General features: G+C 62.7%; 11 protein-coding genes and 1 pseudogene. 1 reads left to right on the forward strand and 11 read right to left on the reverse strand.

Translation table 11 applies throughout. From position 1 onward, the window contains the following. Positions 1-40: 40 nt before the first annotated feature. The 11 genes and pseudogenes from QP609_RS12985 to QP609_RS13035 all read right to left on the reverse strand — a co-directional run bounded on the left by QP609_RS12985 (position 41) and on the right by QP609_RS13035 (position 11,429). A complete protein-coding gene (locus tag QP609_RS12985) occupies positions 41-2,488 on the reverse strand; it encodes a VirB4 family type IV secretion/conjugal transfer ATPase (RefSeq protein WP_069118278.1) in 2,448 nt (815 codons plus the stop codon). A gap of 81 nt (positions 2,489-2,569) precedes the next feature. Continuing rightward, positions 2,570-2,878: a VirB3 family type IV secretion system protein gene (locus QP609_RS12990; RefSeq protein WP_019660289.1), complete on the reverse strand. Its 309-nt coding sequence runs from the start codon at positions 2,876-2,878 to the stop codon at positions 2,570-2,572. Further along, entirely contained in the window at positions 2,871-3,221 is a 351-nt protein-coding gene (locus tag QP609_RS12995; RefSeq protein ID WP_229653778.1) for a TrbC/VirB2 family protein, read from the reverse strand. Before QP609_RS12995 ends, QP609_RS12990 begins: the two co-directional genes overlap by 8 nt. Positions 3,222-3,858: 637 nt before the next feature. Continuing rightward, a pseudogene (locus QP609_RS20910) lies at positions 3,859-4,323 on the reverse strand (lytic transglycosylase domain-containing protein); the annotation flags it as partial. Between the two features lie 15 nt (positions 4,324-4,338). Next, on the reverse strand, positions 4,339-5,382 hold the full coding sequence (gene virB11 / locus QP609_RS13005; RefSeq protein WP_197621169.1) for a P-type DNA transfer ATPase VirB11: 1,044 nt from the start codon (positions 5,380-5,382) through the stop codon (positions 4,339-4,341). A gap of 14 nt (positions 5,383-5,396) precedes the next feature. Further along, positions 5,397-6,668: a TrbI/VirB10 family protein gene (locus QP609_RS13010; protein ID WP_049442499.1), complete on the reverse strand. Its 1,272-nt coding sequence runs from the start codon at positions 6,666-6,668 to the stop codon at positions 5,397-5,399. Beyond that, positions 6,665-7,444: a TrbG/VirB9 family P-type conjugative transfer protein gene (locus tag QP609_RS13015; protein ID WP_014037652.1), complete on the reverse strand. Its 780-nt coding sequence runs from the start codon at positions 7,442-7,444 to the stop codon at positions 6,665-6,667. Before QP609_RS13015 ends, QP609_RS13010 begins: the two co-directional genes overlap by 4 nt. Then, a complete protein-coding gene (locus tag QP609_RS13020) occupies positions 7,441-8,496 on the reverse strand; it encodes a type IV secretion system protein (protein ID WP_049408147.1) in 1,056 nt (351 codons plus the stop codon). The genes QP609_RS13015 and QP609_RS13020 overlap by 4 nt, the downstream gene beginning before the upstream one ends. An 89-nt stretch (positions 8,497-8,585) precedes the next feature. Further along, positions 8,586-9,032, reverse strand: a complete 447-nt coding sequence (locus tag QP609_RS13025; RefSeq protein ID WP_032957008.1) for a hypothetical protein — start codon at positions 9,030-9,032, stop codon at positions 8,586-8,588. A 424-nt stretch (positions 9,033-9,456) separates the two neighbouring features. Continuing rightward, a complete protein-coding gene (locus QP609_RS13030) occupies positions 9,457-11,136 on the reverse strand; it encodes a type IV secretory system conjugative DNA transfer family protein (protein ID WP_014647580.1) in 1,680 nt (559 codons plus the stop codon). A 35-nt stretch (positions 11,137-11,171) separates the two neighbouring features. Then, the gene (locus QP609_RS13035; RefSeq protein ID WP_014647581.1) at positions 11,172-11,429 is read right to left on the reverse strand and encodes a hypothetical protein; all 258 of its coding nucleotides are present in this window, start codon (positions 11,427-11,429) and stop codon (positions 11,172-11,174) included. A 130-nt stretch (positions 11,430-11,559) separates the two neighbouring features. Between QP609_RS13035 and QP609_RS13040 the strand changes: the two genes are divergently transcribed. Then, complete coding sequence (locus tag QP609_RS13040) at positions 11,560-11,979, forward strand: HD domain-containing protein (RefSeq protein ID WP_032957003.1); 420 nt, start codon at positions 11,560-11,562, stop codon at positions 11,977-11,979. Positions 11,980-12,046 lie beyond the last annotated feature (67 nt).

Genomic DNA, 12,046 nt, shown 5'->3' on the forward strand with positions numbered 1-12,046 from the left:
TGATCGGAACTCGTAGTCTTCGGGCAGGCCGTCTCGCGGATCAGGTAACAGTGTCGCGCGCTGCGACAGCCGCCTTGCCCGAGCCCTTTCGATTCTTGTAGAAATCTTCAAGCCACTGTTCCGGCGTCAGCTCATCCACCGTCACCCGTGCGCGTACCGCAGCTGTCTGCAATACCCGATGCATGATGTCGATGTTGTCAGTGGACGCCGAGATCACCGACAGAATGTCATCCATGCCGCGCAGGTTGAGCTGGCACACACTGGACGCGTGACCCTGCTTGACCAGGAAGCAGCGCGAGCGCTCGTCCAGGGCAGTGACCACCTTGAACTCGGCCTCGGTCAGTTTCAGGCCGTCCATGTAGTCGCTCTTGCTGGCGTTCGGGTTCGGCAGCAGGATCAACGTGGCAGTCTGCTCGATCAGCGCTGCCGAGATGTCGCTCTTCAGCGCGTCCTCCGGGCTCTGCGTCGCGAAGATGCCCAGGCCATTCTGCTTACGAATGGTCTTCTGCTTGTTCTTCGCGAACTCCTTCAGGCCACCTTCGCCATCCAGGATCTTCCAGAATTCGTCCATCACGTAGATCAGCGGACGACCATCGATCAGCGACTCCAGGCGGTGCAGCAGGTAATTGATGACCGGCACGCGCACTTCGGGATTGTCGATGATGTCGGTGTAGTCGAAGCCGATGATGTTGGCCTTGCTCAGATCAACGGTGTCGACCGGATTGTCGAAGACCCAGCCCAGCGAATTGCCCGAGGTCCAGCGCCGCATGCGCGCGTAGAGGCCATCGTCACCCATGTTGGGCAGGCTCTTCTGGAAATTGGTCATGCTGCGCAGATGCATCGGCGTATCGAGCATGCTTTCCACCGCGCGATAGATGTCTTCTTCCTCGCGGGCGCTGTACTCACGCTTGCCGGCCAGCACCTTGATCAGGTCGGCCAGGAACTGCACGTTGGCTTCGTTGTTCTCGCACTGGAACGGGTTGAAACCGGTCGGCGCGCCGTTCTCCAGGGCCAGATAGTTGCCACCGCAGGCGCGCACGAAGATCTCCGCACCACGATCCTTGTCGAAGAAGAAGATGGTCGGTGACGGCTCGTACTTCTGAACCTGGCTGAGCAGGAAGTTGATCAGCGCGGTCTTACCGGTACCGGACTTACCAATCACCATGGTATTGGCGATCGCCTTCTCGCCCAGCGAGTTTTCCGACGGATGGGTCGCGTGGAAATTGAAGTAGTACGGCTGGCCGTTGGTGGTCTGCAGCGTGGTGACGCAGTCGCCCCACGGGTTGTTGTGCTGCTTGCCGGTGGCGAAGTTGTGCAGCGGCGACAGGCCCAGGAAGTTCAGCGAGCTGACATTGGCCAGGCGGGTACGATAGCGCCAGTTGCCCGGCAGCTGCGAATAGAAGGACGAGGTGACCGCAAGGTCTTCCTTGGTCGACACGAAGCCGGCGTTGGACAGCTCGGCGCGGGTCGATGCGACGTTCTGCGACAGCTTGGCCTGAGTGTCACCGTAGACCGCCATGATGAAGTGGTATTCACCCAGCACGAAGTTGCCGGACGACAGCTGATCCATGGCCTGGTCGAGCTCGACGATCTGGCTGACCGCCTTGTCGCCGGAGGAGATCATCATGCCCTTGGTGCGATCGAGCACCTTCAGCGCGTCCTGCCGCCCCATCGGGCTGAACGAATGGGTGATGACGTACTCGTAGTCGAGGTACTTCAGGCCGTTGAGGATGCCCGGGTAAGTGCCCTCGGCATACTCCTTGATGTTCAGAATGGCGCCGAAGTGGTTGGCACCATTGGGGGTATTGATCGCGAAATCGCCGGTCTTGGCCGAGAACATATGGCGGCTGACAGGCAGGTAGTCCTTGATCGGTGCCGACAGCACCGGCACCGGCTCGTCGATGCGATTGATCAGGTAACCGAACAGCTCCAGCGTTTCCGAGAACACCACGCCGTTCTTGGCCTCGTACATTCCCAAGCGGTATGGCGCATAGTCCCGGATGACGGCCTCGACGTTGCCGGCCAGCTCCATCAGCTTTTCGACCGCCTGCTCCTGCTCGGCGCGCAGCTTGTCCACGTTCGCCGACTTCTCTACGAAGCGCTTACCCGCCACCACGGGGCGGTAGATCATGGTCAGGTACAGCTCGTTCTGCATGATGCGCTGTGAGGACAACATGCCCATGTACTGATCGGACACATCCTGGTTGAAGCGCTGCTTGTAGTTGCTCTTGCCCTTCAGGGTGCGGCGACGACGGATGTCGTGCACCCAGAAGGCGACGTTGACGAAATCCGGCGCGCGCAGCGTCTGCAGCAGGCGGTTGAACGTGTTGTGGCGATGTTCGAGCTCCCACTCCTCGCGGCCGACGAACGGCAGCCCTTCCAGATGCCAGGTCAGCAGGTAATCGCCGCCCGTGGTCTTGACCACGTTCGGAGCGACATGCGACGACAACGGAATGAACTCACTGATGGAGGTGTCAGGGCTGAACATACGACTGCTTCCAAAGAGGTAGTGCCAAGGAGTTACAAAAGACCCGGCGGGCGCAGACGCCCGCCAGGCCGGATCCGGACCTCAATCCATTCGGGCCGGCTTGTCGCGGTAATGGTTGGGGTTGAATACCCACATGCCATCGTGTTCCTGCACGTTGCGGACTTTCAGCTTGAACATCAGGCGCAGGCCCAACAGGCGGAAGATCATTTCGTCACGCTTGGCCATCTGCCGCATGATGAAGACCGCCACCGGAATGGTGAGCAGGAACCAGAAGTTCGTGTACATGCTGAGCAGCAGCAACCCACCTGCCACCATGAAAAATGGCAGGTAGGGGACGCCCAGGAACATCGCTGGGCGCGTGCAGCCGCGGAACACGACGTTCTTATGCACTGTAGTACTGGATCACGTGGTTGATCAGGTAGGAAGTGCTGGTGCCACCACCGCACTTGCCGTCGCTACCCTCGCCCAGCAGCATGCGCGCAATCTGGCCGGCGGCACCGATCAGCACGCCACCGATCAGGATCGGCGCGACGTCACCGATGCGCTTGTGCGCGAAGGCGATCTGGTAGCCGGCGAAGATCACCGCAATGGTCACGACGGCGATCGAGGCCATGTTCAGCAGGCCGTTGATGTTGGAGAAGAAACCGCAGACCTTCTTGTCGGTGCCGCCGAAGTCGGTGCCGGTTGCGAACACCTGCGGGGCGAACAGTGCGCCAACGAAGATCGTGGCCATCAGCAGGGTCTTCAGCGTGCGCTGGGCCTGGACGAGGTCGAGATTGGATCGCTTCATGGATTGATTTCCTTGTTGATGGACTAACACAACTGAATCGGCCAGCCGGGGGACTGGCCGCACCACGACTTCGTCAGAACACGAAGGCCGCATCCCCTGCGGGAATCTGCTGCACCGGTGCGGCCTGCACCGGCGCGTTGTACGAATTGTCGGTACCGGCCACAGGCTGGTTACGCTCGCTCCAGGGCCGCAGCATCACTGGCCCCTCATTGCCGGCGCCAGCCGCGCCCGGCAATTGCTGCGGCATGGCCATCGCCTGTGCGGGGCCCTGCTGTGGCAGCTGCTGCGGCATGCCGCCGGCCTGCTGCTGCGGATAGGCGCCCGCCTGGGCCGGCTGCGCCTGCGGCTGCATCATCCGATCCACCGAACCCAGTACCACCTTGGACAGTGCCTGGTCGGCGATGTTCAGGAGGCTGCCCCGCGCCATCGCCCCGGTGGACGGGTACACGACATAGGCGCGTGCGGGATCTTCCGACGGCACGTACACGGGGCCATTGGATTGAGCAACGATGCGCGCCTGCGCCGGCGAAGCCAGCTGCGGGTGATGCTCGACCTTCACCGCGCGGCGCTCCCCCCGACTGACCACGTCGATCGGTGCGACACCATTACTGGCGACCTGCTGCCCGCGGCGGATCGAGTCGTAGATCTTCTGCACGTAGCCATGACGGAAGCCGGTCTCGAAGTTGCCCGAGTAGTAGCAGCTGAACGACTTGCCCCAGTCACCACCGGAGCGCTTGTAGCACTCGGCGAGGATGCGCGAACCGGCCTGCAGGTTCGGGCACTGCTGGAAGGCCTTCTCGTAGGAATCCAGGCCGTACTTGCCCAGGTTGTAGCGATTGACCTGGGCCAGCCCGATCGAGAAGTTGTAGCCCTTCTCTTCCAGCATGCGCACCGTCGCCAGTGCTTCATCCAAGGCCTTGGGCTGGCGCACCAGTGCACCGCCAACCACGCCGATCGCGTAGGGATTGCGCGACGATTCGACGTTGATGACGTGCTGCATCACATCCATCGACACGGCCATCTCCGGGCACGCCATCATTTCCAGTCCTGGCAGCATCCTTCAGCCCCCCTGCCCCTGGGCACGCCCAGGATTGAAGTCGATGCCGGTGATGTAGCGCGAGCCGGCATGCGCCTTGATATGCACGACGATGTCGATGGTCATCATCAACAGTCGCTTGATCACGTTGAATTCCAGGCCCGAACCTTCGGTCGAGGCCTTCACCATCAGCGCCAACTGGTCCCAGGTCTGCTCCGGGCTGCCCGCATGGCAGCTGGTGATCGAACCCGGATGACCGGACGCGCAGTTGCGAATGAAGTAGAACGCCTCGTCACCGCGCAGCTCGGCGAGGATGATGCGTTCGGGCTTCATGCGCAGGCAGGCCTCCATGCAGCTCTTGGCCGTCACATTGCTGGTGCTCTGCCCGCCTTTGGAATACAACAGGTGCACGACGTTGGGCTGGGTCAGGAACAGCTCGCGCGCGTCCTCGATGGTGACCAGGCGCTCGTTGTCCGGGATATGGTTGACCAAGGCCTTCATGAAGGTGGTCTTGCCGCTACCGGTCGCACCGGATACCACGATGTTCTTGCGGTACATCACCGCACGCCGGAAGAACTCGGCGTACTCGCGCGAATGGCGCAGCTCCAGCAGCTCGCGATCCTGCTCGCTGATGCTGCCATCGCTTTCCAGGATCTGATTGAAGAAGCCGTCTTCGTGATACTGGCTGAGCGACTTGGTGTGCTTGGACGGCAGACGGATGGTGATCGACACCTTGCCTGCATCACATGCCGGCGGAATCACGAACTGCGCACGCTGGCCAGTGGGGAACGTGAGCGACACGACCGGATCGGCATCGGTGATGCGCTGGCCGGTGTTGCTCTCGTTCACCACCGCCGTGCAGAACTGCCGGGCCCGCTCGAAGGTCAGGCTCGGCACGTCCACCCGCTGCCACCCGGCCCGCGTTTCCAGGTACAGCTCACCGGGACGGTTGATGCAGATTTCCGTCACTTCCGGGGATGTCATGTACTCGGCGATGCCCAGCACTTCGTACTGATAGCGCAGGAAATCGCTGGAGACGAGGGCGAGGGGTGACACTTCGGCGTCCATGATCGTTCGTTGGGTTACCGGCGGGGGTGCAGCACGTTGGTGAAGTCGACGTCCTTGGCAACGTAGACGTTCACGATCGTGCCCTGGTTGATGGTGACGGTCGGCGGACGACGGTTGCTGCTGAGTGCTTCGTTGGCCAGGCGCTCCATCGTGCGTGCGGTAGCACTCTCATAAGGCGACTGCACCGTCATGCCGTTATTGGCGATGGTGGTCGTCTCCGGACCGTGTTCGGCGGCCGCGTACTTGAAGGCGTCGGAAATCAGGCTGATCATCAGCGCCGAGGCGATACGGCTGCCCCAGTGCGCGCTGTACTGGCCCGGATGACCGGCACCGCCCAGCTGATCCACGCCCGGGCTGGACATCGCAACGTCGATGCCATTCGGAGTGGTGATGCGATCCCAGATCACTTCCACGCGCTTGCCCATCGGACCGCCGCCGTAGGCGCCATAGATCTTGGAGCCCTTCGGCAGCAGCAGGTTGCGACCGTTGATCGAGTACACCGGCTCGGTCAGCAGGCACGAGGTATAGCCGGCGAGATCGGTGATGATTCGGGTTTCCAACACGCAACGCAGGTAGGTGCCACGCACCAGCAGCGCGTCGGGGCTCTGGATGTAGGTGGCGCTGGAGACATCCTCGACGTCCGGGCCGCGGCGAACCTTTGCCGGCGCCGCCTGATTATTGGGCAGCTGGGCCAGCATGGCACGGGTGTACTCATCCATGCCGCGGCCGCCATTGCTCCCGTTGCCATCCTGTCCATCACCACCACCCACCCCGCTCCCGGAGCCGATGCGGCGGTCCAGCAAAGTCGGGCCACGGTCCATCTCGCGCGCCGAATCGGACTGGGGAACGAACAGCGGGGTGGAATCCAGCGGCGGCGGCGGTAGCGGCGGCGTCATCGGAATCGGATCAACCGGTTGCATGGCCTGGGAGGGCACCGGACTCGTCTGCACGGCGTCCGGCAGAGTCGGCGTAGACACGCGCGCAACGTCCGGCACCTTCTGCACAGCGTCCTTGTCATCCTGGCCCTTGCGGAACAGCAGGAAACCCATGGCCACCAGCAGCACCACGATGCCGCCCAGGAACAGCAGCGCCTTTCGGTTCAGCCGCTGCTCTTCGGCCGAGCGCAGCTGCGGCGCGGCCGCATCCAGATCCGGCGCAGGCTCGGCCTGGGTCGTGCCGAAGTACGGGTTCGACTGCGCGTCCGAAGCACCCTGTGCGCCGTACGGGCTCTGGCTCTCGTCGCGTCCGTTGTTCGGGTCGTTTCCGGGAGTGTTCTGCTGGCTCATTTCTTCACGTTCCTTCGCAGGCCGACGACGAAGTCGCCGTGGCGGATGACCAGGTACGGGTGTGTCCCGTGCACGATCAGCGTATTGCCTTCAACCGTGGTGTTGACCACGAAGTCTTCACCGTATTCTGTTTCACGACCAAACACCGCCGGGAAGATGCCGGTCTTGTACTCCGGCGAATTCGGCAGTTTCAGGTAGGTGAAACGACCATCGTCATAGGCGTTGACCGGGATCAGCCACCCCATCTTCTTCGCCTTGCTGGTCGAATAGGAGTAGTTGAAGTTGTACTGGCGGTCCTTGGCCAGTTCCGAGCTCAGCAACGGCTTGGCCTCTTCCTCGACCGCTTCCTGGGCGACGCCGAACACGGTGTCGTTCGGATAGACGAAGGCGATCTTGTACTGCACACCGGCACGACGGGCCTGTTCCAGCTGGCGCCAGTCGGTGGCCACCACCTTCAGCTCGAAGATGTAGGAATGGGTCTCGGTGCGCACCATCATGTTGGTGTCGACGTCGACGTTCTTCGGCTTGAGGTAGAACACGTTCTCGCGACGGGTCAGTTCCCAGCCGCTGCTGAAGCCGGTGCTGTAGTCGAGGATCTTCTCGTTCGGGCTCAACTCGATCTGGGTGGTCAGGCCCAGGCCGGTGCGAACCGGATAGATACGGTCCTTCTCGTACTCGTAGTGGTCAACCGCCTGCGCCATCGCCGCTGCTGAGAACAGCAACGACAACATCGACAGCAGCGCCAGCGCGCTTCCCCTGATATTTCGACTACTCATCGGTTGCTTGCTCCATCAGCAGTTCCGGTGGAATTGTTCTGCGCCGGCCTCATGGCCGGCTGTCCGGGCATGGCCTGCCCCGGCATTGCTTGCCCTTGCACCGGCTGACCCGGCATGGGTTGACCCTGTACAGGCTGTCCCGGCATTGCCTGGCCCGGCACCTGGCCGTTGACCGGAGCCGCGACCGGCTGGCCGGTGGCCGGATCGATCATGGTGGCCGCGGCCGGATTGTTGGGATCGTAGACACCCTGTGCCTGCTGCGCCGCCTGTGCGGCCTGCTGCGCCTGCGCCTGCATGGCGCCGTCATCCGGCACCGGCACGCCACGCGAGTAGTCGTTGTCGACGCGGTACTCGGTGACCTGGAACGCCAGTGGGTTCAGGATGCGATCCTGTTCGGACAGCGCCAGGTTCTGGTTGTAGCTGAAGCGCATCGTCACCAGCTGGTTGTCCAGGTAGGTAGAGACGCCGGTGCGCTTGTCCAGCAGGCTGCGCTGGATGCGCACCGAAGCGCCGCGGAAGCTGCCGTTCGGCTCGGCCCCCAGTGGCGTGATGCTGAGGATCTTGACCCGGATGGCGCGCTCGCGACCGTACATCACGAACGGGTTCTGCGGATTGTTGCCGGCATAGCGGACACGCATGGACTGCGCCACCGGATCGGTGGACATCACGAACACCAGTTCCCAGTCACGCAGGCCCATCACCGCCGAGTCATACGATTCGCGCGCGAGCACGTACTGGGCGACGTTGCTGCGATTGATCGCTTCGTTGGTGGTGATCGTCTCGCCCTGGAACGTGCCACTCAACCGCGCGACGGTCGCCGTACCCGTGTAGGCATCGGCCATGACCAGGAACGGCACCTTTTCCTTCAGCGGCAGCATGTAGTAGTAGCCGCCCGCCAGTGCGAGCGACATCAGCAACGAGCCTGTGGCGACCCACCACGCACGCCGCTCGCTGCGGCGCGCCATGTCGGCCACGGTGATCTCGTAGCTGACCGCCTTGGCGACCGACTGCTCGACCTTGGGACTATTGCCGGGATCCTTCTTGCGGAACATGGATTCTTCCGTACTGCTGAAACATCAATGGGCGTGGCACCCCTGCGACAGGCGCGGGGAGCAGCACGTTCGATGATTTCGAGGTGGACTCAGGTGCCGCTGTTGGAATCAGCGCCCTGTGCCGACGCGGTCGGCGTCGAGCCAGCGCTCTGCACAACGATCTGGTTGCCAACGATGGAGACGGAGATGCCCTGCGCTGCATAGGCCGCCGTCAGATCGATCACGGCCTGCTGAGCGTTGGTGGTGTCGATGCTGGAGACCGCGCCGTACAGGGTGAAGTCCGAGCTCAGGCGGTAATCCAGCGTGCGTCCGGAATCCTTGGCCCAGCGCTCGAGCATGGCTTTGAGCGTGCCATCCATCGGCGAGGCCTGGTAGACGTAGCTGGAGTACAGCGGGATCTCGGTGGGTGCCGCAGCAAAGCGGTTGACCGGCTTCCAGCGGCCTCCGAAATCGGGAGCGGACTTGGTGGCGCAACCGGCCACCATCAACGCCGCCACTGCGGCGATGGACATTTTCGCGATAAACGCCTGATTCATACGGGCTTCACTTTGACGTACGAAAAAGCAGTCCCGAGCATTGGCCCCCTGGTCGTCCGGCGCTGCGTCGCGCACGCCGGAATCGGAGCGACGCACTGACTGGCAGCACACCTGCTCCGGCTCCCCTGCAGCCAACGGCTGCCAACCAAGTCGCGGGGCCGCCAGACACTGCCGACGACACACCCGCATACCTCACCAACGTCGAAACCATCCTTGTTTCATGGCACAAACTCCTGGCCACCCTGCTCTACAACATCTGCCATCCATCACACATTTCTGAACGACATGCACAGGGTCGCACAACCACGCGTCAATTCCATGTCAGACAAGTCTGAAAATCCATGAACAAATGCCAAATTCTTGACCGAAATCACGAATTCACATTCTTAACTACGAACGGTGATCACAAATTCAGCGACGTGAATTAGACGTTCAGCATCGGAACGTCCACCTTCGGCAGCAGCCTCGAGGTGAAGTAGCGATCCTTGTAGTACCGGATCTTGTCGCACTTCACCGGGTGAGGTATCCCCTCGTACAGGAACACCTCCATGTCCGGCCCCATCGCCTTCAGCTCCTGCGGCAGCATCAGCGCGCGCCGTTCCTCGGTGAAGTTGTGGGTCTTCTCGCGGGCATGGGTGACGTTCTTCCTGCGCACCGTGGTGTAGCCCAGCATGTCCGAGTAGTCGTTGGCATCCTGCTGTTCGCGCGGCGCGTACAGGATCTGCAGCGCGTGGTTGGTGATGATCGTGCGAGAGACTTCCCGGCCGTAGGTGGCGTCGAGTTGGGACATGCTCTGGATGATCGGCAGCAGACGGATGTTGTAGCCGGCCATGTAGGAGACCGCCGAGGCGATGATCTCCACTTTGCCGATCGAGGTGAATTCGTCCATCAGCAGCAGGCACTGGTACTTCAGGTCCGGGTTGGACTTGGGCAGTTCCTTGGTGTTGAGGTTGATCAGCTGGCTGAAGAACAGGTTGATGATCAGCCGGCTCTCGGCCAGCTTGTTGGGCTGGATGCCGATGTAGATGGTCATCTTCTTCTTGCGGACGTCGGTCAGCAGGAAGTCGTTGCTGCTGGTGGCCTTGTCCAGCACCGGGTTGATCCAGGGATTGAGCGGCTCCTTGAAGGTGCCCAGGATCGAGGCGAAGGTCTCATCGGCTTGCGACAGCATGTTGGCGAACGCCGAACGGGCATTGGCACTGAGGAACGGTCGCTCCGACAGGGTCTTGAGGTACTTCTTCAGGTCGGTGCCGTCGCCGGAGGACAGACGGTACACCGCACCGAGCGTGGGCGTGCCGGCGCCGCCCGGGAAACCGCTGCTGCGCTCGTCGTCCCAGTTCTCGAACAGGTACAGGGTAAAGGCCATGAACGCATTGCGTGCCTGGCTGACCCAGAACTTCTGGTCCTCGGCCCCGTCTGGGTACAGCATCGCGGCGATGCTCATCAGGTCCGACACCCGGAAGGCCGGATCGTCGGAGACGTAGCTGAGCGGGTTCCAGCGGTGCGTACGCCGGTCCTCGGCGAAGGGGTTGAACAGGTAGATCTCCTGGCCCTGGCTGGCGCGCCAGCCGCTGGTCAGGTCGAAGTTCTCCTGCTTGATGTCCAGCACCACCAGCGATTCGCCGTACTCCAGCAGGTTCGGGATGACCACGCCCACGCCCTTGCCCGAGCGGGTGGGCGCGGCCAGGATCACGAACTGCTGGCCATCCAGGCGCACCAGCTTGCCGCCATGGCTGCCGACCACGATGCTCTGGCCGGTCTTCTTGAACATGCCGTGCTTGGCCAGGTCGGCACCGGTGGCGAAGCGCGCGTCGCCGTGCAGCGAGCGCTTGTCCTTCTTCAGCAGCAGCACCAGGCCGGCCACCAGCAGCACCAGCAGGGGCAGGCCGAAGCCTACGTAGCCCGCCCATTTGATCTTGCCCACGAAAGGCGCGACCTGCGGTTGGCCGATGGCGTGGACGTACTGGTAGTAGGTGTTCCAGGTGAACAGCTGGGTGTCCAGCCCCAGGAACAGCAAGGTCAAGTAGCCGGAGAACACGAAACCAAGCAACAGGGTCGCCAGCGTGATGATGGCGATGAGCAGATACTTCTTACTGGGCAACACCCGAATCCTCCATGATGCGCACGCGGCGCGACGGCCTAGCGGTGGCGCCAGCGCGACGCCTTCTTCCGCAGGTGGTTCTCGTTTTCCAGCCCGGGCTCCTCGCCCTCTTCACGCACCAGTTGCAGCAAGCGTTGGCGCGCTTCGGCCAGTGATATCAGGTCGGTCAGACGATCCCCATCGTCGGCGACGACCGCATGGCCGACCACATCGCCGGGAGCGTACACCGGCTCGTGGGACACCGCTACCAGCTGGTAGCGGCCACGGGTTTCCAGCACATGCCTGAATTCCTGCATCGCACTCCTCCTAGTCGGGGCAACACTGCGCCCCCTGCCCCGCCATCATGCCGGTGGCAGCGTCATGGGCGCATCCACAACCGCTGCGGCTTCTGCGCGAAACTGTGCGCGGATATCCAAGGAGACCGCAATGGACTGGGTAGCACTTGCCCGCACGCTGGCCACCGAGGCCCACGCGGGGCAGATCGACAAGGCCGGCCAGCCTTACATCGGCCATGTGGCGCGGGTGGCGGCTGCGGTGCGCGGCGACGATGACGCCGAAGTGGTGGCCTGGCTGCATGACGTGGCCGAGGACTGCCCGGCGTTTGCCGCGCGGATCGAGGTATTTCCCGCACCGCTGCGCGAGGCGGTGCAACTGCTCAACCGCGATGCAGCACCCGACGCGGACAGCTACTACGCGCGCATTGCCGCCCACCCGCTGGCACTGAAAGTGAAGCGCGCCGATCTGGATGACAACGCCGATCCGCAGCGGCTGGCGATGCTCGATGCGGCGACGGCCGCGCGCCTGCACGGAAAGTACGCTCATGCCCGGGCGGCGCTGGGCATCTGAGCCGGGCGCGACGAGGCTCGGCAGGCCGGCGTGTCACCGATCAAACGCTGATTTACCCTGAGTGCTG

It is taken from the genome of Stenotrophomonas sp. 8(2023), from assembly GCF_030345295.1.
GTDB classification, from domain to species: Bacteria; Pseudomonadota; Gammaproteobacteria; order Xanthomonadales; family Xanthomonadaceae; genus Stenotrophomonas; species Stenotrophomonas muris.

What these genes read in the sequence shown, in the direction of transcription:
- QP609_RS12995 (WP_229653778.1), bottom strand. Translation starts at nt 3,221, where the DNA reads ATGGCCACGATCTTCGTTGGCGCACTGTTCGCCCCGCAGGTGTTCGCA.
- QP609_RS13025 (WP_032957008.1), bottom strand. Translation starts at nt 9,032, where the DNA reads ATGAATCAGGCGTTTATCGCGAAAATGTCCATCGCCGCAGTGGCGGCG.
- QP609_RS13015 (WP_014037652.1), bottom strand. Translation starts at nt 7,444, where the DNA reads ATGAGTAGTCGAAATATCAGGGGAAGCGCGCTGGCGCTGCTGTCGATG.
- QP609_RS13010 (WP_049442499.1), bottom strand. Translation starts at nt 6,668, where the DNA reads ATGAGCCAGCAGAACACTCCCGGAAACGACCCGAACAACGGACGCGAC.
- QP609_RS13040 (WP_032957003.1), top strand. Translation starts at nt 11,560, where the DNA reads ATGGACTGGGTAGCACTTGCCCGCACGCTGGCCACCGAGGCCCACGCG.
- QP609_RS12985 (WP_069118278.1), bottom strand. Translation starts at nt 2,488, where the DNA reads ATGTTCAGCCCTGACACCTCCATCAGTGAGTTCATTCCGTTGTCGTCG.
- virB11 (WP_197621169.1), bottom strand. Translation starts at nt 5,382, where the DNA reads ATGGACGCCGAAGTGTCACCCCTCGCCCTCGTCTCCAGCGATTTCCTG.
- QP609_RS13035 (WP_014647581.1), bottom strand. Translation starts at nt 11,429, where the DNA reads ATGCAGGAATTCAGGCATGTGCTGGAAACCCGTGGCCGCTACCAGCTG.
- QP609_RS13020 (WP_049408147.1), bottom strand. Translation starts at nt 8,496, where the DNA reads ATGTTCCGCAAGAAGGATCCCGGCAATAGTCCCAAGGTCGAGCAGTCG.